This is a genomic window from Arcicella sp. LKC2W, assembly GCF_034931005.1.
Lineage (GTDB): Bacteria > Bacteroidota > Bacteroidia > Cytophagales > Spirosomataceae > Arcicella.
In genome coordinates, this window is record NZ_JAYGIN010000015.1 from 191,000 (window position 1) to 217,407 (window position 26,408).

Sequence of the window (26,408 nt, forward strand, 5' to 3'; positions counted from 1 at the left end):
TTCTTCAAGTTTTCAATTTAACTATTTGAATTCTTTTCCTGATGAACGACCCAAATGGTTCATTGCACAACGGAATCCAATATAAGAACGTTTCTTATTTTCGTATTCATAAGAACGTGTACCTGTTTCTAAGTAGTAAGCAACATCTTTCCAAGAACCTCCACGAATTACTTTACGTGGTTCATCTTTGTCATCATTGATTGTGTTTAAGTCCCAAGTAATAGCTACCGAGTTATCTGCATAAGCATCTAAACACCATTCTGCTACGTTGCCTGCCATGTTGTACAAACCATAATCATTTGGATTAAATTGGTTTGCTGGTGCTGTATAAGCGTATCCATCAGCGTCATAATTTCCTCTATGTGGCTTGAAGTTGGCTAATAAACACCCTTTTCCGTTAGCTACATAAGGGTTACCCCAAGGATATTTGGCAGATGCTTTTCCACCACGAGCTGCCCATTCCCATTCTGCTTCTGACGGCAAACGGAATCTTGGAGAAATATACATACCTTCTGAAGTACGGTAGTCGTTATAAGCTTTAGTTCTCCATTCGCAGAAATATCTTGCTGCTACCCAACTTACACCCACTACTGGATACATATCAAAGGCAGGGCTTGAGAAGTAATATTCTGTCATTGGGTCACCGTTGTGATAAGTAAAGTCTTTACTCCAAACAGTTGTATCAGGATAGTATTCTGCTAAGATTTTCTCTTCTCCCAAAACCGAAATAGAATCCGTCATCATCACACTTGTGAATTGACGATATTCGTTATTAGTGATTTCGGTATCATCCATGTAGAATTGAGCAACGGTCACACGTTTATTGAAACTTACAGATGTTGACGCAACGTCCTCATCAGCTTGTCCCATCATATATGAGCCAGAAGTGATTAAAACCATTCCAAGCGGAGTAGTCTGTTTCCAACCTTTACGAGCAGTGGCAGCAACTTCACCGTTGACCATACCAACATCCTCTTTTTTACTACTTCGGCTGTTTTTACTATTTTTGCCTTTTCCCTTAGAGGCTACTTCACCTTTCCCTTTGCTACTTCTTCCTTTGCTACTTGCCGTTGACTTGCCTTTACTCTTGCTTCCGCCTGAGCTACAACTTTCCAAGAACAAGACAGGAATGACTACCAAAAGTAGTAAAAGTGATTTCCTGAAAATTCCACCGTAATTCATAGTGTTATAAACTTTTTTGAATGATACCTGTAAATAATTTAGGTAATGATGCTTCAAATATGACTGTGTTTTTTATTTACTTAATGATAATATTTTTTCTAAATCGAGAAATCTAATACAATTTTAATATGTTAAATTTTCTTAAAAACGTGAACTTATGTCGATTTAGTATAAAATCAGAACAACAAAGTTAAATATTTTTTTGTGTTGTCTATCAATGATTTAGTGTTTTTCGCACTAATTGATTTAACGTCTGAATCTTGGAGTACGCACGGGGGTTTTCTTTCCTGCTAAAAGCCGAGGGGCGGGTATGGCATAACTAAGCAAGATTTCGTGCGTTAATGGGGCTTTGGCGGTTGCTCCTACAGTGGTTAAGTCAAGTGAATAACCGAACCTCAATGCGTTATCTTTTAACATCGAAATTCCTGCAATAATAATGCCAGCATCGTTTAAACGATATGAACCTCCAAGCCAATATTTATCGGCATAGGTAAAAATTGCTCCTCCTTCTAATACATTTGTTGTAAAATCGGTCTTCCACAATGCCATCGGACTTACTTTGATATCATCATTTAAATAATAATCATAGCTCGCCGTTAAATTCAACACTTGTTTGATAGCGTATTGTCCAGAATTATCAGTTCCAAAACTATATTTTGGCGTATTGACATGATTGAGACTCGCCCCAATCTGATAATTTACGGTTTTATAAATCGCTCCAACTGAAAAATCAGCTTTCATTTGATTAATACTCCCTGAAAGTGCATCAACAATGGGGTCGCCTGTATCACGTGGACGAAAACGAGAATCAAATGATTTAGTATGAAAACCGCCTTTTGCTCCAATTGAAACCACTCCACCGTTGGATAAGCCAATCTGATATGAGTATGATAACAACATATTTTGATAACCTGCACCCGACGGTGTTTTATCATTTACAAATTGTATGCCGATTCCGCTGTGTAAACCATTTAATGGCATAGAAGCCGCAAATATTTGTGTTCCTAATGAACCACTGCCGTCAAAGGTTGTCTGATAATCTGACCATTGATTGCGGTAATGCAATTGAAATCTCGTAACGCCATCCATCCCCGCAGCGGCTGGGTTGATATATAATGGATTAAACATATATTGGCTCAGTTGTGCATCTTGCTGAGCAAATGTTGCAGAACTCGAGAAAATAAATACACTTAGAAAAATATATAGTAAATTCTTTTGCATAATGATTCAATAAGCTGAGGAATAAAAACCTTACGACTCAAAACTAATAAACATTTCTAATATACGCTAAAAATTGATGGTTTGGTAATTTTTAACGTTAATTATGGTGATTTTGTTGTGATGTAGTGATTAGAGTTTTGATGGATATTTTTCAGAATGTATTTATAAAACGGACATCATTCTTAAAAATACCTCTAAAAACAACATACACTGCTGATTTTCAAATATTTACTAATCTAATTCTTTGTTATATTAAAATAATTTTTGCCCCCAATATTTACTCAACTTTATTCTAAATAATCCCATCATTTATCCTGAATGAAATTGGTTCTGAATCTAAAGTTTTTTAAGATAGTTTTTGGATGCTCATAATTTTCACGAAGATAACAAAATATTTATCTTACAATATTCTAAAAAAACAAAAACGCCATCCAGCAAGTGAACTGAATGACGTTTTTGTTTTTTTAGAATGGTATGATTATTTCTTTCCTAAAGCATTTATCCAAGCCGCAATTTTCTTAATATCACTTTTGGGTACGTGTGACATTGGAGCCATTGGCGTAGAAAAATCTGGCCAATTTTCTGGTTTTGGTTCAATAATTAATGCTTCTATTTGCTCATTAGTATATTTACGTTTGGCAACTTCTTTATATGAGGGACCAACGGCACGTTCTCCAACTTTATGACAAGCCAAACAAGTATGTTTTGTCAATAATTTTGTAGCTTCTGCATCAGAGATAATGGATGCTTTTACTGCTGTTGGCGTTGCTGTGGTAGCTTTTCCATTTGTTTTCCCTTTTGCCGCTGCTGCTACACCCGCAGTTGTTGGCATGGCTTCTTTCATCTGGTTATCAGGTGTGTTGACATTTGTTCCTGCATCAATACGCTCACGTTCTGCACGAGTTTTTGGCGTAACCAAAGTAATATTTGCTTTTTCTCCTGTCGGAATACTATTCAAAGTATAATATGCCGAACCATGTAATAACGTCAAATTATCTTTTGCCGAACGAACGCCTTCTGGCTTAATATCGTGTACATAACCTTCACGTAATCCATCAACTACAATTCTTACTTTCAGTCCATCTTCCGATGCCTTCGCTCCTCTTACTGAATTATCGTTACGGTTTACGATTGGACTTCCGTAAACTGGGTGATATTTATAAACATAGCTTGAAACGTCATAGTTATCCACATTTTCTGCCGTTTTTTTGTCAACTGGTACAGTAAATTCAATCTCAAAACCATCTGGCATTGCTCTTACTGCTTTCATTTCAAATGGTGTTTTTCCTGTGTAAACTAAGCGTTCTAAGCCAAAATCTTCTTTACCAACTGAACCCCAACCACGATTTGTTCCACCTACATACATGGCGTTGTCGCTTCCCCAAGCCATACGCAATACGCCCGAACGGAAACCACTTTTAAAGTCGAAAGATGCTCCTTGATATTTTCCGTTTACTTTTTCTAAGAACACACGAGCAATTTTTGACATTCCTTGGTCGCCCACAAAAACTTGTCCTGCAAAAGGTCCAAAATTTCCTTTGGTATCATCCGTAATTAATTCAGAAGTAGAAACGCCCAAAACTCCATGTGGCAACCAAACCGCAGGAGCTTTAATGCCCATATTCGGATAAGTTGTTTTTCCCATTTCGTAGATAGTCGTCATTGGCTCGTCTTTCACGTATTCTGGTTTAACTTTTGGGTCGTCTCTTGGGTCAACTTTTGAGTAAATCATTTCTTTACGCATTTTTACGGGCGAATCTGGACGGTCTGCCCAAGCTAAAGACGCTGGGTGTCCCATAAAATCACCTTTTTCCACGTGCGAAATAAACCCAGAACCCATCCAATCGCCTTGATTGTCTCCGTAGAAAAACTCTCCGTCAACCATTCCGATTCCGCACGGAGAACGCATACCTGCGGCAAATGGCGTTAATTTTCCATTTTCCGAAATCTTCATTGTCCAACCTCTGAATGGCACATAAGATTTTCCTGCCCACCAGTCAGAATTACCAAAACCAACGTTTCCTGTTACATAAAATGAACCATCTGGAGCGATTTTAGGTCCAAAAGAATATTCATGATAGTGTCCAGAAATTGGCAAAGCACAAACCGTTTCATAGCGTTCAGCTCTTCCGTCGCCATTTTTATCTACCAATTTGGTTAATTCTCCTCTTTGAGCCACGTAGATATTGCCGTCCTTAATCGCAAGTCCCAGAATTTCATGTAAACCCGAAGCGAATTTGCGAAAAGTTGGCATTCCAGAAGTGATATTTTCTACGATATAAACATCGCCTCTACGGGTAGAAACCGCCATATCGCCATTGGGCATTTTGGCAATTCCACCCACTTCTAAAACGATACCTTCTGGAATAGGAATTTTTACGATTTTATAATAATCGTTTTCGGTTGGTTCGCTTTGTGCAATAGCTCCCAACGAAAAGCACGCAAGCGTGCAAGAATATATGAATGATTTTAGTTTCATTTTATTGTTTTCCGATGCTGAAATATCGGACATCAAGTATTTTCAAATTTAAACTCTTATCGCTACCAATGCACGAACATTGGTTTACAGATTACCACATAATTGAATACTCAACTTTTTCCTTCACAGGAATCAAAAGCATGGTATTGTCGCCAACTTTTTCGATAGTTGCAGTTGTTCCTGCTACTAATTTGATGAAATAGCTTTTACCATCTATTTCGTAAGTATTATCGGTTAATTTGGTAATGCTTGAACCCACCGCCACACGGAACATCGCTTGTTTATTAGCATCAATATTTTTCACGCTCAATGCACGTGTCAGATATTTACCATCGGTGATTCTGATTTGGTCTTCTACTTCAGAACCTAACATTTGATAACGGAAAGTTGGCAGATTATTCACATCTAAATCATAACCCAAAGCACGGTAATTAGCATTTTCGGCAGGAGTTTCTGTAACGGTGCCTTTTGAGTCTGTTGCAACTAAAAGTGGTGAATCGGTCAAGGCTAAAACTGCTCCACGTGGACGAGAAGAACCATCGCCACGATTATCCCACATGGGTGAAGTATCCAAGAAATCTCCTTTCCAAATTTGAGCAATTGCTCCATTCGAAAGGTCGTAGGTATAATGTAACTTATCTTGATTTCCTACATTTACAGCGTGTGTGATACGTTTTTGTTTCTTACCATTTTTTACAACGTCAGAAAATGAACGTAAAATAGTTGGCTCTTTTGCCTCTAAATAAATCGGGTCGTTGGGAGGAGAAGAAAGTAATGAACCTAAAGATTGATATTGAGTATTTCTAAAATTTGGTCCTTGAACAGACATTCCTAAAACTGGAGCTAACCAACCGTCAGTTTTATAAACGGTAATTTCTACGGGTACATCTCCCGCAGTTAACTCAATATCGGCTGAGCGTTTGTTATTTGAAGTCGTCCAAGCATCGGGAAGTAATTCTTTTCCTCCAACAGTTACATAATATTTTCCTCCAATCTGGAAAGTAAACTGGTGTTTTCCTGCCACTGGCACTTTTAATGTTCCTGTAAAAATTTGGGCAAAATCATTGTCTTGCTTACTTACATCCCAACTTAATTTGTCAATTTTACCTGTTGCATCAGGTTTCTTGCTTAAAAAATCTTTTGGTTCTTTAAATTTTCCGTAGAAAACTTTGTAAGAAACATTTGAAAATTCAGCAGGTTTTCCACTGAAATTAGATACCACAAAATTTCTAAAAGCTACTGGCCCATGGTCGCCTTGAATCATGAAAGGGCCTGTTGGGGCTTCTGTTTCAGCAATTGGTCCACCTGTTGGCCCTGTCAATTCTACATTTTCTTGAACAACAACACCATTCATTTTGATTAATAAAACTTTGGCATTAGCAATTTTATTTCCTGCGGCATCAAAACGTGGTGCTTGAAAAGAAATATCTAAATGTTGCCATAAACCTGGAGCCAAGCAAGCATTGAGGCGTGGTGCGTGACCTTCCCAAAGAATTTCTTTTCCGTTTTCATAACGACGACGTTTGTAAATTCCTCCACAGTCGCCAGTCATTGGATTTTTAACGCCCCAACTATCTAACAATTGGATTTCGTAACGTCCCATTAAATAAAAACCAGAATTTGAATGAGATGCCATCATAAAATCAAATGAAACATCAACATCGCCATATTCAGCTATTGATTGTAAATTTGAACGATTTTGAGCGTCAGGAATATTTACCAAAACACCTTTTCCAGCAGTTTTAGTCATGGCTTCGGCTTGATTGAGGTCGGCGGTAACATCTCCAGCAATTTGCCAGTTTGTTTTATCGCTTGATTTCCAAAATGACATATCGTCTAAAGGAACTTTTTGTTGAGCATTTATCAGCAAAGGACTGACAAGAGCCAACCATAAAATCAAATGTTTCATTTGAGGGAGTTTTTTTAAGTATTGAATGATGAGATATTCTTTTTGAAAGTTAAAAAGCAAAAAGCATTTCATATTGAATTTACAAAAATACAAAAGCAAAAAACATCACTTATTCGTTTTTGTATCCATCTTTTGTCTAATTGTTTCATAATTTCACTTTTCAAGAAATAATCAGTAATTAATTACCATTCAAATAAAATTTAAGATAGATAATGAAAAATAAACCATTTATCGCTCCAAACGCTTCAGTAATGGGCAAAGTAACTTTCGGGGAGAATGTTTCTGTTTGGTACGGAGCGGTTATTCGTGCAGATGTTGAAGCCATTATTATCGGCGACCGTTCTAATATTCAAGATACCGCAGTGCTTCATGCCGATTTAGGCGACCCAACCATTATTGGAAAAGACGTAACCGTAGGACATGGTGCAATTGTACACGGTGCAACCGTTGGAGATGGCTCATTAATCGGAATGCGAGCAACGGTTTTGAACCGAGCAAAAATTGGGAAAAATTGTATTATTGGGGCTTGTGCTTTGGTGACAGAAGGAATGGAAATTCCAGATAATTCTTTAGTCGTTGGGATTCCTGCGAAAGTGATTAAGCAAATTTCGGAACAACAAGCTCAACACTTGCCTTTGGGTGCCTTACATTATGTAGAAATGGCGGCAAGACATGAGAAGGGGGAGTTTGAGTTGATGAATTAGGGGTTAGGATTTTGGTTTTAGGGATTAGTGTTTTTACGATACCCTAAATAAAAAGGGTTTCAAAATCAATGTTTTGAAACCCTTTTTATTTTACATTAAGTATTAGTTCAATTTAGTATTTCAATAATTCCATGATTAATAACACTTTGAATACTAATATTTAATAAAATTAATGTCATTGATGTGTAGTGGCGTATAGCATACGCCAATGTTTTGATAATTTTGGCGTATGCTATACGCCACTACATAATGTCAAATAATTTATTTCTAATAAGTAATGAGACAAAATAAAACGCTATTTTAAAATATCACAAACCATTGATAATCAAGTTTATGATAATCGTAAATCTTAATTCTTAAATCGTCCTTGTACTTACCCCTAACTACTTCACATCAAAACTTCCTTCTCCGATTTTAAATCCTTCTGAGAAAAGTTCAATTTTATAATGTCCTTCACGGTATTGAATCGCAGAACCACGTCCATAAATAATTTCTACGCCTTGTCCATTATTTTGAAACTGAATATCTTTTTTAGCTGTGTAAGTTGTTTCCTTTCCAAACAAATCGAAGTTACCAGAACCCACTCCCGAATCATACAAAACTGAGCCATCTGGGTCATAAACACGCATATAAATCGTTTTGGTATCTTGTTTTGCAATTGGGTTTGGCTGTAATTGGAAAATCACTTTAATTTTATCCACTTTTGAAGCACGATAAACACCTCCATCACGTTCTTTGTTTTTATCTGAAACCGCAAGAGCTTGTACAAATTGTGCTTGTAGAGCCGATGCACGAGTCACTTTAGCGGTTAATTCACGGTTGCGACGATAGAAATTATCAACAGAGTCTGTCAAGTTTTGCTTAGACGTTTTCAGACCCATATTTTCATTTGTCAAGGTACTATTTTGAGAGAATAGGTCTTTATTTTTAGCAACTAATTCGCCATTTTCACGCTTTAATTGTACTAATTCTGCATCCTTTGCCGCCAAAAGCGTTACAAAATCAGCAATTTTAACATCGTATTGTTTTTTAGAGAAAACATTAACTTGTTTCAACTGAACTTTGTCTGCTTCCAATTGTCTTTTTGCCGCTTCCAATGATTCAATATTTCCACCTAAAACTTTAATCTGAGCAATTTTTGCGTCCAATTGTGAACCAATTGAGTCTAATCTAACCCTTGCAGAAGCCAACTCCTCAACCTTTTGATTAATTACTTGTTCTTGGTTTTTATTTGCAGTTTTAGCATCGAATAATAAGTAGCCAAGTATTCCTGAAACGACTACCAGAATTCCCACTAATGCTTTCCAAATGCCATTGCTTTGCGATGATTCTTCCATAAAAATATTCTGAATTTTGGGTTAACGATGAGTATCTAAAGTTCTTTTTTGAAATTTTAGAGTTCCGAATTTAGTAATTATCAACGGATTAGAGAAATTTTCAGACTAAATTTATGAAAGGTAAACTGTTAAGTCATTAGCTTTGTTAAAGATAATAATCTCAAATAACGAACATTAAACATCAAATAACTATTATAAAAGATGCCCCAATATGACTTTTTAGTAATTGGCTCTGGAATTGCAGGGCTTTCGTACACCGCCAAAATTGCTACTTATTTTGAGGAAAAAGGCAAGGATATAAAAATTGCCATTATCACCAAAACGGTTGCGGAAGAAAGTAATACAAAATATGCTCAGGGTGGCATTGCTACCGTCTGGAAAGATGATGATTCTTTTGAAAAGCACATTGATGATACAATGGTGGCGGGCGATTTTTTATCCGACCGCAGAGCCGTTGAAATCGTTGTAACTGAAGCTCCAGAACGTTTGAAAGAATTGATTTCTTACGGTACTAATTTTGATAAAAAGAAAGATGGAACGTATGATTTAGTAAAAGAAGGTGGACATTCTGACCAACGAATCCTACACCATAAAGACTCAACGGGAAACGAAATTGAAAGAGCATTATTAGAAAAAGTAAAGTCGTTTAAATCAGTTGATTTTTTTACGCATTATTTTGCCATTGACTTAATCACTCAACATCATTTAGGTGAAAAAGTAACGAAAGACACTCCTCATAAAAAGTGTTTTGGAGCTTATGTTTTCAATAAGTTGACAGGCAAAACAGAAACATTCTTATCAAAAACTACTCTTTTAGCAACGGGTGGCATTGGCAATATTTACCAAAGTACCACCAATCCAATTATTGCAACTGGCGACGGTATAGCCATGGCTTATCGTGCAAAGGCTTTAGTAGAAGGTATGGAATTTATCCAATTTCACCCAACGTCTTTGTATCAACCTGGCAAAAAACCTTCCTTCTTGATTTCTGAGGCTGTTCGTGGGCATGGTGGTGTTCTGAAAAATATTGATGAAACCACTTTTATGGAGCGTTACGACCCTCGTTTGTCACTTGCTCCAAGAGATATTGTAGCTCGTGCCATTGACTCCGAAATGAAAAAAAATGGAGTTGACCATGTTTATTTAGATACTCGTCATCTTGAATCTGAGGATTTTAAACATCACTTCCCGATGATTTATAATTACTGTAAGGATAATCTTGGTTTGGACATTACGGGAAAAGATATGATTCCAGTTGTGCCAGCTCAGCATTATTTATGTGGTGGTATCAAAGTAAACGAATATTCTCAAACCAATATTGAGCATTTATTTGCCGCAGGAGAATGTTCTGCAACAGGACTTCATGGGGCTAACCGACTGGCTTCCAATTCATTACTTGAAGCAATTGTGTACGCCCACCGTGCCTTTTTGAAGTCAATTGAGACATTTGAAGAAAACGTTTTACCAACCAATATTCCTGATTGGAATGATGATGGGACTACACACCCAGAAGAGTTGGTATTGGTAACAGAAATGACTCGTGAATTAGAGTCTATCATGAGTAATTACGTGGGAATTGTGAGAACCGACCGTCGTTTAAAACGTGCCTATGACCGTTTAGAATTGATTTATATTGAACATGAAGAATTATACAGACAATCTAAAATTTCGGTAAAAGTAACTGAATTACGCAACATGATTAATGTTGCCTATTTGGTGATTAAGGATGCTATTGCGAGAGAAGAAAACAGAGGTTTACATTATAATTTAGACAATATCAAAACTGAATAACGTAACACAGACTTTAGTCTGTAAGTTGGTACAGACTAAAGTCTGTGTTACATTATTTCCCTTGAGCGTTAAACTGCTCAATTATCTTTTTATCAGCAATTTTTGTTTGAATTTTTTGCAAAGAACTTAATACAATCTGTCTCATTTCAACTGATTGAAGCACTTCATCCATTTTCTGATTATACTTCAAATTTGGAAGAAAAGTCACAGGGAACAAGGTAAAATCATGTTGTGTAAAATTCGGAATTTCAACTGTTTTTTTCTCTTTCCCTTCCTTTATCGTTTTGTGTGTTACGTGTTTGGTCGTAATACTTACTTGTGGTAATTTAACGTCTCTTTCACCCGTAAGCGTTGTATTGGAGATTTTCACATCATCAATATGATTTGCTTCAATTGGTGTTTTTTTCACAACTTTCTCCCCTACTGTATGAACGTGCCAAAATTGTTGGTCGGTAACGGCTAAATAAACGGCTCTTTTATTACCTAAAATTTTTGCAAATGAATCACTCAGCGACTGCATGGCGGTTAATTCTGGATATTGAACAGATACGATGGCACGAATACCTTGAATTTCTTGTGTAATGTGTGTAAAAGATGATAAAACACTAAGTTGATTTGCCATTTGAGATGATTTTATTGAATCGTGGTTGAGATTCTATTTATGTGATATAAGGAATGTTATCAAAAAAAATGCCAACCATTTAGGTTGACATTTTAGTTACGAAAATAACGTTTTTTTTTGAGATTTGGTATAATTATCAAATGGAAAGTTCATTGATTTTCTGAATCAAACTTTCAACATCTTCAAAAGTGTTTCGTAGTTTCTGTAAGTCAAGTTTTTCGATTAAATCAGGAGAATGCTTTAATTTTCCATATTTAAGTTTCTTCTCTTTTCCTCCCTTTATAATAATAAAATACCGCTGAAAGATAGTATTTAAAACATCATCGGGATTTCGGATAACTTCAAGATGTTTATTGTAAATCAAATTATCATCTTTAATATGAGAAGCCTTGTTCTTGTAATAAGCAAAAACGTCTTCGATAACTTCTGGTTGAGAAAGTATCCATGATTCCATTCTTTGAACCATAAAAAAGACAAATTTCTCTATATCAGAGAGATTGCTATTTTCTATTCTATCCTTTTTTTTATCTTTTGAATCATCTAAGTCTATCAATAACAAACTATTAGGTTCTCTAATTTTTACAACGTTCGTAATTGAATAAGCGGGTTCTGCTTGGATTCTCACTCTTTCTTCTTCAAACTCTGAGTTAAGTAGCTTATTAAACCCTTCTCTTAATCTATTTGTATTATCAAAAGTATCTGCATTCGGATTACTTTTTGGGTCAGCACCACCTTCAAAAAACACCTTGATAGTTACCACCGTACACCTCCTAACTCGCCACGTAGCCACATTTGCCCCGTTAAAAACTCACCTTCCCAATCAGGAAAATCCTCTTCTGATACTGTTTTTACCACTGTCTGATTATCTTCATCTTTTTCAAAAATCATCAAATCTTCTAATTCAAAGGCGTTTAGCAATAAAGGTGAATGTGTTGCGATAATCATTTGAGTGCCATTTTGAGCTGCATATTTTATACCTCTGGCAATACCATTAATCATATCTGGGTGTAAACCTGCCTCTGGTTCATCAATACAAACTACACTTCCTCGATTTGGATTATAAAAAATGGACAAAAGTAATAAATAGCGTAATGTACCATCAGAGATTTGTTCAATTGTAATAGCTCTATCTAAGTTTTTTTCTTTTAAAGATAGTAGTGTTTTTCCAGGATAAGAGATGAAAGACAACTCTTTAAAATTAGTATTTACATTTTTTAATTCTTCAATGATTTTATCATAAACTTTAATAGAACTATTACTAAAATAACTCATTAAAGCAGTTAGATTTTTACCATTCGACAGTAATTTATCCTCAGAATAATAAGGAGAAAGTTGTCTAATTTCTCCTCCAAAAGAAGTGTCAAAATAGTCGTAAATTGAGATTTTCTCAATAGCTTTTTTTATGGAATAAAGTTTAGGGTTCGAAAGTTCTGATAGAAATATTATCGGTAATTCTTTAGGATTATTATCATGAGAATATTTAATAATAATTTTACTAGTCTCATTAAAAACCTCCTCTGATATGACATAGTCAGTTAGCCCTATTTTCTTTATCCTAACATCATAAAAAATATCGCTATTTGAACTCCATTTTTTCTTTGTCGCCTTGTCAATTCCTAATTTATCAAAACAATAACTTATTATAATCTCATTAGAGTCAGGATGAATAAAATTCGTACAACCTGAAAAGCCCCCCCACTTATGAGAAAACAACTTTTCAAACTCTCCTTTAATTCCTTGTTGAAGCAATAAAATCAATTTGATAAAGTTAGATTTACCAGTGCCATTAATCCCTACCAAAATATTGGTATCAGCGTTTAACTCAATGGTTTGTTCTTCTCCAAAACTAAAGAAATTTTGTACTGTTATTTTCTTTATCATTTTATAATTATCATTTTACGGCTCTTCATTAAAACAACATCCCCGCCAAAGTAGCTGACATATAACTTGCTAATGTTCCAGCAATTAAAGCACGAACTGCCACTTTTGTTAAGTCTTTTCTGCGACTTGGTTCTAATGCACTAATACCTCCAATTTGAATACCCAAAGAACCAAAATTAGCAAAACCGCACAAAGCAAAACTTACAATAGCGATTGTTTTTGGAGAAAGCGTATGAGCTTGAATCATGGGTGATAATTTCAAATATGCCACAAATTCATTGGCTGCCAATTTTGTTCCCATCAATGAACCTGCTTGTACAATTTCTTCTTTCGGTACACCCATACACCAAGCAAAACCTGCAAATAAATAGCCTAAAAGGGTATCTAAACTAAAATCTGTGTAATTGAAAATACCACCTACTTTGCTAAAAATAAAGTTGATAAGAGCAATCAAAGCCAAGAAACCGATAAGCATGGCTAATACATTTAAACCTACTTTTAGTCCATCCGAACAACCTGCTGAAATGGCATCAATCAGGTTTGTATATTCTTTTTTGACTTCTAATTTTACAATTCCTTTCGTTTCGGATTCTTCTGTTTCTGGATAAATGATTTTTGAAATTGCCAATGCACCTGGAGCAGCCATAATACTGGCAGCAATCAAATATGCGGCAGGTACGCCAAATTGGATATAAGTAGCCATTACACCACCAGCAATACAAGCATAACTACCAGACATTGAAGCTGTTAACTCAGAAAGCGTCATTCCTTTCAGATAAGGCTTAATCATAATTTGAGCTTCAACTTGCCCCACAAAAGCACTCGAAATATTAGAAAGTGCTTCTGAACCACTTACGCCCATTAAGAATTTCATTCCTTTTGCCAATACTTTCACAACGGCTTGAATTACGCCTAAATGATAAAAAATATTTACTAAAACGGCTACAAAAATGATAGTTGGAATAATGTTAAAGAAGAAAATGAAACCTCCACCATCAAAAGCTTTTGATACGGCTGGAACGTCTGCCAAAGGTCCAAAAACAAACTTTGCCCCTTCATTACTAAAATTAATGACACGAGTAACCCAATTCCCCAACGTTGAAAAAATAACTGCACCAACTGAGGTTTTTAAGATAAAAACGGCCAAACCAGCTTGCAAAGCCAAGCCCATACCAACAGTGCGAAAATTAATAGCTTTACGGTTATTTGACATCAAATAGGCGATGCCCAAAATCAATACAATTCCAATGAGTCCTGTGAAACGTTCCATACGTGAAGGGTTGATACTAAAGATAAAAGTGGTTTTTGTTTATTAGATGAAAGGTTAAAGATAACAGTTTTTTTTTACAACCGAATCCGCTCCGAAATTTTACAAATATCAAAAGCTACTTTTTGAAGATTCATAAATTGCTCTGGAATGACAATTTTGCTTTCTTCATCGGGTTCGGAAGTGGCTTTTAATTTTAAAATCTGGATATTTTCTTTTGCCACAAATTCACTTTGTTCGATAATTTTGATGGCTTCATTCATCATGTTTTCAGTGTTTTGAGCGATTCGTTTCAACTCTTCAAAATCAGGTAATTCTTCAAAATGCTCTTTGGCGTATAAAGCAAGCGTAGCCACGTAGGACGACATTAAATGATTCAATACAGAAAATTTATGTATTTCATTGATACTTAATTGCTTATGCTTTGGCTCAGAAAACATTCGCTGAAAGCCTGAAGCTAAATTAGCACTTCGAACAAAGACTTCTTTTCGGATAATTTTATACGGAACTCGGTCGTATTCTTCCCCAAAATACATTTGTGTAACTTGGTGATAATAAGCCAAATTAGCTTCTAACATTTCACCCAATGTCTTTCTAAGTTTCTCATGTTCCCAATTGGGCAATAAAACGTAACTGCCAATAAAAGCTAAACCTCCGCCGATAAGTGTATCATAAACTCGTTCAATCATCAATGCCCGACTTCCCATTCCCAAAAAATCAAAAAGGATGAGAATAAATGGTGTCATAAATACCACGCTTACCAAATACGTTTTGCGTTGAAAACTATACGTTCCTAACATACAAAATAGCAAAATGGCAAAAAGCCAGTAGTCATTGGTGACATAATTGAGAATCATCATACCAATAAATGCCCCCGAAACGGTACCAATAAGTCGGTCAAGATTACGCTCTTTGGTAAGACTATAAGCGGGTTTCATAATCACCATAATGGTCAAGAGAATCCAATTGCTATGCAGAAAATTGAACGATTGGGCGATGATAAACCCAATCAGCATCATGCCCGAAACACGAAGAGCATGTCTAAAGTTTTCAGATTTCAGGTTTAGATTTTCAAAGAAAGTGTCTAATTCATATTCTTGGTGCGAAGTGAATGAATTGGTCTTTATTTCATTTCTACCTAATTTTTTGAGTTGCTTTTCTTTAAAGTAGCCTTTTATCTTCTTGATTCTGAGGAAGATATTTTCAACATTTACTTCAATATTTTTAAGTGCCTGTAAACCTGTACTTGAAAAAACGGCTGTTTCTTTCATTTCATCGCCTTCGAGAGCAAGTGCTTCGATAGCTAATTTCAAATCTTGAATTTTTCGGGGTAAACTTAAATCAAAATTGGGTTTTGTTCCGTCTTTTAGCGAAAAGGCAATTTCTTCAATTTGCTGAGACAAAAGCGTCAGAATTACCTCAAAATCGTTCAAAATTCCTGTATGGTCAAACTGCTTATGGAGTTTTTGATAGTTGTAAAAAGTAGAAATAATTTGTTCGTACAAATCGACCATATCCACAAAAACAACAAGCAAAAAACGTCCTTCTTGGGTGTTTTCTCTTACAATTTCACGACTTTTAAATAACTGCTCTCTGACCGCATCCAAACGTTCATTGACGGTTATTTGAGCTTCGATTAATTTCTTATAATTCTCGTCATAGTCCATTCCTGCGTGATAAAACCCTGCTTTTATTCGCATAAAATCAGCTATTTCCATCACACATTCTGCTAAGGATAATGTCGCTAAACGGTAAGGCATAATTTTGTATAGCGACAAACTCAGGGCCGTGTACCAAAGTCCTCCGAAAGCGATAAAAAGAGAATAAATGACAATTTCGGGCAAAGGTCTAATATCATCAATTCCCAAAGTCATTACCAACAAAGCCGCCACTCCGATTGACGAAGCACGGTTTCCATAGATATAAGACATTGAAAATAAGAAACTTAACCCTCCAATTAATAAAGCGGTTAAAAAAACAGAAAGTGTGGCCAATCCTGTTATTAATGAAACAATTGTTACCAAACCCGTCGTAAAAAACATAGCGTTTCGACGATGCGTAATGGGTCCTGGAGTATCAGCAATACTGGCACATAATGCCCCTAATGAAATATTGATTCCTGTTTTTAATAAATCAAATTGTGCCAGCACAATACTCGGAAGCACTACCCCAAAAGTTATCCGCAGTCCATCACCAAAGTACGGACTCAGCACAAAACTTTTAATAGTATTTGAGGTTTTATGTATAGGATTAATTGACATTATTTTATCAGAAATTTCAAAACGACTCTTTCCAAAGATACATGAAAAAATCATGCAAGGTTGATTTCTTTACACAAAAAATAGGGCAAACAAATGGAATTGAGCCATTTACTTACCCTATTTTTAGGTTTTAGGATTTAGTTGTTATTATTTAAGTTTCCAATTAATCAGCACATTCATATACATCAGTTTATGATTGACCAACTTGATTAATAATGAGCCAACACTAATACCTAACTAAGTACATTGTTTATCAACTTCCCGAAAGTAGAAATAACTTATTAAACAGTGTACTAAGCCACTACTAAATCTCTACTCACAAACGGTTTCAGTACTTCCTCTGTAACAATTTCTCGTTCGTCCATTCTGTATTTCAGAGAGTTTAACAAACCTGTAATTGCCTCTTCGGTATGATTGGTATTTAGTGTAATTCTCATCCCCGAATTTTTCAGAGGGACAGTTGGGAAAGACGATACATTAACAAAATAACCGTCTTGTTGCAAACCATGAGCAATTTCTACACAATGAAGCGGGTTTGCCCCAACGGCTAAATAACAAATTGGTGTAATATCTTGACGAACCAAAGGCAAATCTAAAGCGGTTGCAGTTTGGTTAAAATGTTTAATCAATCCTGTTAATCTATTCTGACGCTCATAAATTTCATCACTCAAGTGAATATCAGCCGAAGCAATTCCTGCGGTCAACATTACAGGAGAAACAGGGCCAGAAAAAATCAATGTTGAACCTGCATTTTTTATCATTGCTTTCTGAGTTTCATCAGAGAAAATCATTGCAGAGCCATTTGCCCCAAAACCTTTATTAATAGAGGTAATCAAGCACATTTTTTCATGATAATAGTCCACATTACTGAGGGCAAAACCTCGTCCATGTTTACCCGCCCAACTCATTCCGTGTGCGTCATCTACGTACAGGTGAAATTGTTCGTGTTTATTCAATAAATCGTATAATTCTTGCATCGGTGCTACGTCTCCAAACATAGAATATACACCGTCTGCCATATACCAAACTTTACGAAACTTCTTTGAAAGTTCAATAATTCGGTCTTCCAATAAATCCATTCGATTGTGGCGTAATAGCTCAACGTGGGTTCCGTTTGCCTTCGCAATCATGGTGGCATTCTGAACGCTGCGGTGTACTTGATGGTCGAGAATGACGGCATCATTTTTATGTACAACATTGGGTATCCAAGAAATGTGTCCTAAACTCGTCGTGGGGGCGACAATGACAGGATTTCCAAAAATTTGGGCAAGTTTATCTTCTAAAACCTCATAAAGTCCCGATTCGAGATAGGTTCTGGAGGATGAAAATTGAATACCATATCGTTCAATGGCATCTTTTGCAGCATTTTTTAGACGTTGGTCAAGCTCAAGCCCAAGATAACTACAATTGGCGAAATGATGTAGGTCTTGTCCATTAAGATTAATTGTCTGTCCATTTAATTGGTAATCGGAAAAATGCCCGTGGAGTATTCCAAGGGATTTTGCGTGAGACATAATGTCTTGCATTTGTCTCACTTGGGGCGGAAAGTGATTCATAAAAATTTTACTTAGGTTGGCGTTGCACAATTGCAACACCAAATATGAATCATAATAACTCCCAAAACAACAAAAATCTTCACGAATGAGTAAAGGGATACACAAATGGCTGAATTATCTATTTAAGTGGGACATAATAAGTAAAAATACTGATTATCAACCCATTACATCTTAAACAAAATGTCAATTTAATCTTAATGACTTCCGTATAATTTAGGATTCTCATCAAACATTTCCTTACAAACGATACTACAAAAACCTACTTGTTTTCCTTTATAAATCGAAACTTGTTTTGCTCCTTTTGGAACAGCCATTTTACAAATAGGGTCGGTTGTATCTTCTTTCAGAGTCTGTACAACTACTTTTTTTACCGTTTTCGATTTTTTTACCTTGCCTAATTGTTTCGATTTTCCCTCCTGTTGAGCAAAAATTCCAAATAGTAAACCCCATGTACAAAATGTAGTGATGATAATCTTTTTCATGATATAATTTATTAGTGAACTGCCTAATTTCTAATGGATTAAGTAGTAAGTGCCTGAGTTTTATTTAATATAATTGTTCGGAGACAAAAATATGTCCAAAAATTATTGAACAATAGAATAACGAAGAACAACTTAGATACAAGTAAGTACAATGACGATTTACGAGTACCATAAATTTGATTATCAATGACTTACCGAATCTCAAAATAGTGTTTTATCGTGTCCTATTACTTATCATTTTGACGTTCATTAATGACAATGTTAATCAACAAGAAGTATTTTTTTGAAGTCATTGATTTTTTTAAAATTAGACTGCAAAGTTATTATGCAAATGAGGAAGTTGGCAAAAAGATTATATTTTTTGCGTAATTATTATACTCGTTTGGTTGGTGATGCGAGTGTTTTAATTAAATTTGAATTATAGTCTGCTTTTTTTTGCAAACTTAAAAACAGAAATTGCAATATATTGCAATATATTCTGAAATTTGTACCATTCATAAATAATTCAAATAAGGCTTTCTGAATTGCCATTTATATAAAGAAAATATGAGTAAAATTATTAGTGTAGAGAAACTTAGATTAAACACTCGTCAAGATAATAAGGGTTGGAAAAAATGGGGACCATATTTGTCGGAACGTCAATGGGGAACTGTCCGAGAGGATTATTCACCAAGTCAAGATGCTTGGAATGCCATTTCGCATGATATGGCACGCTCTGTTGCTTATCGTTGGGGTGAAGAAGGTATCGCTGGAATTTCAGACAATAAATCACATATTTGTTTTGCTTTAGCACTTTGGAATCATAATGACCATATTCTGAAAGAACGTTTTTTTGGATTGACAGGAAACGAATCTAATCATGGTGAAGACGTAAAGGAGTTGTATTATTACCTCGACTCAACGCCTACGCACTCATACATGAAAATGCTTTACAAGTATCCAATCAATGCTTATCCTTACGATAAATTGGTTGACGAAAGCCGTAAACGTTCAAGATTAGAGCCTGAATATGAGCTACTTGACACAGGAATTTTTGATAAAGATGAATATTTTGACGTTTTTATCGAATATGCCAAGTCTGACGAACAAGATATTTTAATCAAAATAACGGCTCACAACCGTAGTGCTAAAGATGCTCCTCTAACGCTACTGCCAACTGTTTGGTTTAGAAATACGTGGAGCTGGGGTTATGAAAACTTCAAGTATAAACCCATGATGAGGGGGGTATCCAACAAAGCCGTTGAAATTGACCATAAAGTTGTTGGGCATTTCAAATTGTATTGTGAAGGAGCTGATGAATTACTTTTTACCGAGAATGAAAGTAATTTTGAACGTCTTTATGGTGCGGCCAATTTCTCTCCTTACACCAAAGATGGCATCAATGAATACGTCGTAGAAGGAGATGCAAAAGCAGTTAATCCAAATAATATTGGCACGAAGGCTTCGGCAAAATATGAAAAAATCGTAAAAGCAGGAGAAAGTGTAACGGTACGTTTGCGTTTGGTTGACCATTCTATTCTTGAGCCTTTCGGAGGATTCGAGGACACGATGGATAAAAGAATTCGTGAAGGAAATCAGTTTTATGAAGAAGTTCAGCAAGACATCAAAGACCCTGAGTTATTAAAAATTCAGCGTCAGGCGTATGCAGGAATGTTGTGGACAAAACAATGGTATTATTATAATGTCAATGAATGGATAAAAGGTGACCCAGCGATGCCTGAACCTTCTGGATACCGCAAGTATGGGCGAAATGCAGGTTGGAGGCACATGTATGCTGCCAATATTTTGTCGATGCCCGATAAATGGGAATATCCTTGGTTTGCCGCTTGGGATTTGGCTTTCCATACTTTACCATTGGCTCGTGTTGACCCCAATTTTGCCAAGCGTCAATTGGCAGTTGTCTTGCGTGAATATTATATGCACCCGAACGGACAAATTCCTGCTTATGAATGGTCATTTTCAGATGTAAATCCACCTGTACACGCATGGGCAACTTGGAAGGTTTATGAAATTGATAAAGAAATAAACGGTAAAGGTGACATTGCCTTTTTAGAAAGAATTTTCCATAAATTACTACTCAACTTCACGTGGTGGGTTAATTTAAAAGATGAAGGTGGCAATAACGTATTTGGCGGTGGATTCTTGGGAATGGATAATATCGGAGTTTTTGACCGTTCGGCAACTTTACCAACGGGCGGACACTTGGAACAAGCCGATGGAACAGGTTGGATGGCTATGTATAGCTTAAATATGCTAAGAATTGCCTGTGAAATTGCGTTGGAACGTCCTGTTTATCAGGATATGGCTTCTAAATTCTTTGAGCACTTTTTGCACATTGCAGGAGCGATGCAGTCATTGGGTGGCGATGACATTAGCCTTTGGGACGAAGAAGACCAATTCTATTACGATATGCTACATTTACCGAATAGTAAAAGTATGTTATTGAAAATCAGGTCGATGGTTGGATTAATTCCACTTTTTGCGGTAGAAGTTTTAACGCCCGAAATGTTAGAAAAACTTCCAGATTTCCGTCGTAGAGTAGAATGGGTATTGAATAACCGCCCTGATTTAGCAGGATTAATTTCACGTTGGTACGAATCAGGAAAAGGAGAAAACCGATTACTTGCCATTTTGCGTGGACACCGTATGAAAATGATTATGAAACGAATGTTTGACGAAAGTGAATTTTTATCAGATTTCGGGATTCGTTCATTATCAAAATATCACCTCGAAAATCCTTATCAATTCCGAGTGAACAATGATATTTTACGAGTAGATTATACGCCTGCCGAGTCAACAGGAAGTATGTTTGGAGGAAATTCAAACTGGCGTGGACCAATTTGGTTCCCAATGAATTTCTTGTTGATTGACTCATTATTAAAATTCCAAGCATATTATGGAAATGACTATGAGGTAGAATATCCAACCGATTCTGGAATGATGGTAAGCATTAAAGATGCAGCCTTGAGTATTTCCGAAAGGTTAATAAAACTATTTACAGAGGACGAAAAAGGTAAACGTCCGATGTATGAAAAGTACGAAAAGCTACAATCTGACCCACATTTCAAAGATTTATACTTATTCAGTGAATACTTTGATGGCGACACAGGAAAAGGACTCGGAGCCGCTCACCAAACAGGTTGGACAGGCTTAATAGCCGAGTTAATTCTGACAGTTTCGAGAGAGAAGAAAGCAGTTGTGAAGGATATGTTGTAAAATAAAATGGGGTTATGTATTTGATACATAACCCCATTTTATTTTACATTAAGAAATTACAATTCCTCCACTCCCATCTCCTCCTCTATATAACACTCTTACTCTAATAATATATTTACGATTTTTCAATAATCTCAATTTAATAAATGTATTATTTTCTGTGCCACTGTCATCGTCGCCAGACAGATACTCTGGGTCATCTTTGGTAGATTCCTCAAACAAAACCATCAGCGTATCCATATTTCCAAAAGTTTGAATTTTATATTTTTTGGAATATTTCGGCCTAAATATAAAATCTTGCTGTTCTCCGCTTCCTACGGTAATGGGTTTTGATTCTAACAAAGAAATTTTAGTATAACTATCTTGATTAAGAGGTGGATAGAAAAATTTTACATATTCTTTATCTTTATCAGAAAGCCCACCCGCAGGAGTTAACCCATTTCGGTATAGGGCAGGTTCTTTAATTAGACCTCTTTCAAAAGGATAGTGCATTACAGAATTAGGATCCCAAGTAGAACCTGCTACTTCCGTAGTGCTAATTTTACGAATGATATTATAAAAAGTTGTATTTCTACTCCAACTATTGGGCGGCTGACCTAAAGCACCATAAACTGCCTCTTCATTCCATACAATACCCGCATTGGGGTTTTGATGCTCATGATGAAAACCAAGCGTATGTCCAATTTCATGAATAGCAGTATCTATTTCTTTGGCATTTCGTGAAATATCCCACCCAAAATTCATTGTTCTCTCATTTACGGGTTGGTTAAAAATGTCTCGCCCAACATAAGACCATGAACCATCACCTCTCATAAACCCGATTCTAATATCAGCTTCTTCGGGACTATTAACTTCTTTAAAAACTAAACCAATACCTACATTTTTCCAAACATCGAAAGCACTTCTGACGACTTGTTCTTGCTGAGGTGATCCTTTCCATGAAGGTTCATCATTTTGAAAAAAATAATACTTCAAAATCGTCCCATTCGCCCATTTAGAACCAACTGAGATAATAACGTTGGCTCTTTCTTTATTGACAAATTCATCAAATACTCTTGGGGCTATCATGGGCAAAGAACAAAAGCTATGTTTTGGATGTTCTTCAACTTCTTCTTGAATTGACATTTTCATAAATATTTTAGGTTACAATTTATCGGAATTATGTACTTAAAAATGCAAATGCAAATTTGACCCAAATTAACCGCTGACGGGGTGAAAAACCGCCGTCAGGGTCTTCTTCCGTAACCCTGAAGGCGGTTTTTCACCCCGTCAGCGGTTTTGCATTAATAAGTATATAGTTCCGCAATTTATTTACAAAACTCATTAAGGTTTTACCCCTTTAACTGTTGATTTTCTAATTCCTAAACCTCCATTAAAAATATCATTAGCAATATTAACTCCTAAAGGAACACCCCCAATATTTTGAGATAAGTCTGGTTTACCATCACTACCTAAAGCGAAAGCATCAAAAGACCAATGAACGCCAAGGTAAATTCTACTAAAACCATTTTCTGCAATCATTTGGTCAAAACCATCTGAAAATTTTCGATAATGTTTGGGTCTTACTACACCATTATTATCAAAACTTTCTCCATTAAATTCTTCCGAAACAAAAGCTACTGTATCGAACATTGGCTGTAAGTTTTTACCTTTCCAATCATAAAATTGTTTCGCTATTTCAAAGGTTGCTCCACCAAACGTGGCATGACCAGATGGATAAGCAGGAAAATTGGGTGTACCATTTGGTTTACCTTTCTCATTTGTACTTGGAGCTCCCAGTGGCAACCAAAGTGGATCACAATCATTATCAATATTGCTTTTTCCAGTACCAACAGGGCCCATCGAATCATCGTGTTCTCTTATGCCTAACACTGGTCGCCAATAATTATAACGATACTTTTGTTCCCATGCTAAAATTCCTGCATCACCCATTGCCACATTAACGAGAGCAAACAAATGAGCATTTTCTTCAAGCGTATTATTTTGTTCCTTTGCAATTTCTCGAATAATCTGATTATATAATCTTGGCGGTGTACCTAACTCTTTTGCACCATCATATCCCCAATAAATACCAATAAGGGTTTCATCAACCGTTCTTTTAGAATAAGTAGTGGGTAAAGTCCCCATCAATTCAGCGGCGATTCCTTTTCCCCTAACTTGTTTTAATGCTTTTTGGTAATTAGGGTCTGTTTCATAAGGACTTGAAGGGCTATCCAATTCGTAACGCATTGACGAAGCAAATAAATCAGAACGTCGTCCATAAAAAGGAGCATGATAACCTTGATTTACATTGATTGGGTCTGGACGATGCGTTCCATGACTTGGATAAGATGAATAATCATTATCTTTTGCATCTGGGTCATCTTTTCTTAAAAACAAAATATTATTAGCAATGTCCTGTCCATACTTATGACCAGCGTTTATTTCAGCAGTAGTCCCTGTTATTGTTGCTTTCTTATGTTTTTGTTCGAAAAAAGGCTTCTGAGTAGGAAAAAGGCAAGTCAAGGTAGCATGAGCAGCCGCAGAAACCGCTGCACTGACAGAAGCACCTACAATACCCGCCGTACCAGTATAACTCGTTAATAACGAACCACTTGTTCCAACATAAGCGTCATACATTGCTAAATGAATAATTGCTAATGCCCGAGAACTAAGCGTTGGACCATTAACCATAGCTCCATCTTTTCCAGAGGTATGACTTACTTTATTCGCCTCAAGAGCCACCTCATTCCAATACAAAATAATATCCTGTGTCATTTTTATTGAGTGTTTAGATTGTTTAAAAATTTCAAGACAAACGTAAATACATTTTAAATGCAGAAATACTTTTTCTTATTATGTGGTATCATTATTGAGTTAATGGTTTAAATACCTCATAAAAGTCCTGACAATCAAATAATTATTACATTTTTCGCAACACCCAAAACATCAATCAGGGATATTAAACATTTCCTTAATTTCTACGTAGCTTTTACTTTTCAATTCCTGGATACGTCCATTTCCAATACTTACGCCGCCTGGAATAATTACATATCGAAACTTGACACTACTGAAATTTTGATTTGCGGTATAAGTGATTTTACCAACTGTCAGCCCTTGTATAAGCGTATAACTACCAGAGGCTGCATTTATTGAATAAACACCTGAACCATTGTTATAATAACTTAACACGATACCTTTATCCAAAACTTCTTGCGTAATTTTTGGTGCAGCCACAACCGCTGTATATACTGTTCCAGAACCAATAAAGCTAACAGTAATCCAATCTGAATATTGAACATTCGCTGTCCCTGTCGCACCAGTTTGTCCTGTTGCACCAGTAGCTCCCGTTGCTCCTGTCGCTCCCGTTGCACCAACAGGTCCAACATCGCCTTTTTCACTTTTACAGGCATTCATTAAGATAACAGCCATAGTTATCAATGCTAATCCGAAAATTCTTGTAGTTGTTTTCATGTTTTCTATATTTTTATGTTAAACAATAGATGCTCATCAAGTACATTGACTAAGCGATAGCAAAGAACTATTATAAAAAAATACCCTCTATAAACTTCTGATTTTACGGTCACTTTACTGATTTAACGGTTTACCTTTCAACACAATCAGATAAATTCTTTAAATTTGTTAGTACCACATTTAATCGAAAACATGAAAAGCAAGAACATTATTAGCTTAACCATTGCATTTGCCTTTTTGGCTATTGCCATCACGGGTATTTTACTTTACATCAAACAGAAATCTCACGCTGCCGAAATCACTCATACCATTTTTGGTTTGATTTTTATCGGCTTTGCTATTTTTCACATTGTCAACAATTGGTCATCAATTACAGGCTATTCTAAAGAAAGAAAATCAGGAAAAATTCAGAAAGAACTTATAGTAGCTTCCGCAATTTTTGGTATTGTACTCATTGGAAGTGTTACTGAAGTATTTGAACCAATAGCAGAAGCAGGGAGAGTTTTTGCTAAGAAAAGACAACGTCCTGAGGCATTATCTTTTGAAGAAATAAAAACCAATCAAGACTCAAAGGGAACAGCATTGAGAGTTTTAGTAGAGAAAAACAAGGAGACAGAAATGCCCGTTGTAGCCATTTGGGTGGAAGATTCAACGCATAAATTTGTAGAAAATCTGTACGTTCCTGCCAAAGAAGCCCAAGCTCCCAAAAGCGAAGAAGAAGCGAGAGAAGGTAAATTTGAATTTTCTGATTTCAAACCAGAATCACTTCCGACTTGGCAGGCAAAAACTACATCAAAATTACCTCTTTCAGAAAAAGATACGCCACACGAAAACTTTGTGGTTAATTCAAAAACGACTGCCAAAGGGACTTTCTATGTATTATTGGAAGTAAAAAGCAAAGACAAAACAGAAGTTTACGAAGCGAAAGTTAGTGGAGGAATTTCAAAATTATCTTCTAAAGATAATTCATTGATTAAGAGTGGATTAGTAGAGATTTTATAGCCGTAGTGACGTATTGCATACGCCAGTGACCTGATTATTGGGTGA

19 protein-coding genes are annotated in these 26,408 nt (G+C 36.0%); 4 read left to right on the forward strand and 15 right to left on the reverse strand.

Annotation, left to right across the window (positions count from 1 at the left end):
• Positions 1-21: 21 nt before the first annotated feature.
• The 4 genes from VB796_RS13845 to VB796_RS13860 form a co-directional block, all read right to left on the reverse strand.
• Positions 22-1,182 (reverse strand): SUMF1/EgtB/PvdO family nonheme iron enzyme, encoded by a 1,161-nt coding sequence (locus VB796_RS13845; protein WP_323347154.1) that lies wholly within the window; start codon positions 1,180-1,182, stop codon positions 22-24.
• Positions 1,183-1,428: 246 nt separating this feature from the next.
• Entirely contained in the window at positions 1,429-2,403 is a 975-nt protein-coding gene (locus VB796_RS13850; protein WP_323347155.1) for a type IX secretion system membrane protein PorP/SprF, read from the reverse strand.
• 478 nt (positions 2,404-2,881) lie between these two features.
• Positions 2,882-4,882, reverse strand: a complete 2,001-nt coding sequence (locus VB796_RS13855; protein ID WP_323347156.1) for a c-type cytochrome — start codon at positions 4,880-4,882, stop codon at positions 2,882-2,884.
• A gap of 91 nt (positions 4,883-4,973) precedes the next feature.
• Entirely contained in the window at positions 4,974-6,791 is a 1,818-nt protein-coding gene (locus tag VB796_RS13860) for a family 16 glycoside hydrolase (RefSeq protein WP_323347157.1), read from the reverse strand.
• A 212-nt stretch (positions 6,792-7,003) separates the two neighbouring features.
• On the opposite strand from VB796_RS13860, the gene VB796_RS13865 reads away from it, so the two are divergent.
• A complete protein-coding gene (locus VB796_RS13865) occupies positions 7,004-7,495 on the forward strand; it encodes a gamma carbonic anhydrase family protein (RefSeq protein ID WP_323347158.1) in 492 nt (163 codons plus the stop codon).
• Positions 7,496-7,878: 383 nt separating this feature from the next.
• On the opposite strand, the gene VB796_RS13870 is transcribed toward VB796_RS13865, so the two are convergent.
• Positions 7,879-8,832 carry a hypothetical protein gene (locus VB796_RS13870; RefSeq protein ID WP_323347159.1) on the reverse strand — a complete coding sequence of 318 codons (954 nt, stop codon included), beginning with the start codon at positions 8,830-8,832 and terminating at the stop codon, positions 7,879-7,881.
• A 201-nt stretch (positions 8,833-9,033) separates the two neighbouring features.
• Between VB796_RS13870 and nadB the strand changes: the two genes are divergently transcribed.
• Positions 9,034-10,623: an L-aspartate oxidase gene (gene nadB / locus VB796_RS13875; RefSeq protein WP_323347160.1), complete on the forward strand. Its 1,590-nt coding sequence runs from the start codon at positions 9,034-9,036 to the stop codon at positions 10,621-10,623.
• Positions 10,624-10,675: 52 nt separating this feature from the next.
• Here nadB and VB796_RS13880 read toward each other — a convergent pair whose 3' ends face one another.
• The 7 genes from VB796_RS13880 to VB796_RS13910 form a co-directional block, all read right to left on the reverse strand.
• Positions 10,676-11,245, reverse strand: coding sequence for a hypothetical protein (locus tag VB796_RS13880; protein WP_323347161.1), 570 nt, complete (start codon positions 11,243-11,245; stop codon positions 10,676-10,678).
• A gap of 136 nt (positions 11,246-11,381) precedes the next feature.
• Positions 11,382-12,035, reverse strand: a complete 654-nt coding sequence (locus tag VB796_RS13885; protein ID WP_323347162.1) for a DUF4276 family protein — start codon at positions 12,033-12,035, stop codon at positions 11,382-11,384.
• Positions 11,999-13,126 (reverse strand): AAA family ATPase, encoded by a 1,128-nt coding sequence (locus tag VB796_RS13890; RefSeq protein ID WP_323347163.1) that lies wholly within the window; start codon positions 13,124-13,126, stop codon positions 11,999-12,001. The genes VB796_RS13885 and VB796_RS13890 overlap by 37 nt, the downstream gene beginning before the upstream one ends.
• 28 nt (positions 13,127-13,154) lie before the next feature.
• Complete coding sequence (locus tag VB796_RS13895; protein ID WP_323347164.1) at positions 13,155-14,396, reverse strand: NupC/NupG family nucleoside CNT transporter; 1,242 nt, start codon at positions 14,394-14,396, stop codon at positions 13,155-13,157.
• A 74-nt stretch (positions 14,397-14,470) separates the two neighbouring features.
• Positions 14,471-16,654, reverse strand: coding sequence for an FUSC family protein (locus VB796_RS13900; protein ID WP_323347165.1), 2,184 nt, complete (start codon positions 16,652-16,654; stop codon positions 14,471-14,473).
• Between the two features lie 293 nt (positions 16,655-16,947).
• On the reverse strand, positions 16,948-18,210 hold the full coding sequence (locus VB796_RS13905) for an aminotransferase class I/II-fold pyridoxal phosphate-dependent enzyme (RefSeq protein ID WP_323347166.1): 1,263 nt from the start codon (positions 18,208-18,210) through the stop codon (positions 16,948-16,950).
• A gap of 194 nt (positions 18,211-18,404) precedes the next feature.
• Positions 18,405-18,692, reverse strand: a complete 288-nt coding sequence (locus VB796_RS13910; protein WP_323347167.1) for a YHS domain-containing protein — start codon at positions 18,690-18,692, stop codon at positions 18,405-18,407.
• A 546-nt stretch (positions 18,693-19,238) separates the two neighbouring features.
• Here VB796_RS13910 and VB796_RS13915 point away from each other — a divergent pair.
• A complete protein-coding gene (locus VB796_RS13915) occupies positions 19,239-21,908 on the forward strand; it encodes an MGH1-like glycoside hydrolase domain-containing protein (RefSeq protein ID WP_323347168.1) in 2,670 nt (889 codons plus the stop codon).
• 48 nt (positions 21,909-21,956) lie between these two features.
• Here the strand turns inward: VB796_RS13915 and VB796_RS13920 are convergent, their stop codons facing one another.
• The 3 genes from VB796_RS13920 to VB796_RS13930 all read right to left on the reverse strand — a co-directional run bounded on the left by VB796_RS13920 (position 21,957) and on the right by VB796_RS13930 (position 25,361).
• On the reverse strand, positions 21,957-23,033 hold the full coding sequence (locus VB796_RS13920; RefSeq protein WP_323347169.1) for a M12 family metallopeptidase: 1,077 nt from the start codon (positions 23,031-23,033) through the stop codon (positions 21,957-21,959).
• A 198-nt stretch (positions 23,034-23,231) separates the two neighbouring features.
• Positions 23,232-24,665 (reverse strand): hypothetical protein, encoded by a 1,434-nt coding sequence (locus tag VB796_RS13925; protein WP_323347170.1) that lies wholly within the window; start codon positions 24,663-24,665, stop codon positions 23,232-23,234.
• Positions 24,666-24,836: 171 nt separating this feature from the next.
• A complete protein-coding gene (locus VB796_RS13930) occupies positions 24,837-25,361 on the reverse strand; it encodes a collagen-like protein (protein ID WP_323347171.1) in 525 nt (174 codons plus the stop codon).
• A gap of 192 nt (positions 25,362-25,553) precedes the next feature.
• On the opposite strand from VB796_RS13930, the gene VB796_RS13935 reads away from it, so the two are divergent.
• Positions 25,554-26,363 (forward strand): DUF4405 domain-containing protein, encoded by an 810-nt coding sequence (locus VB796_RS13935; protein ID WP_323347172.1) that lies wholly within the window; start codon positions 25,554-25,556, stop codon positions 26,361-26,363.
• Positions 26,364-26,408 lie beyond the last annotated feature (45 nt).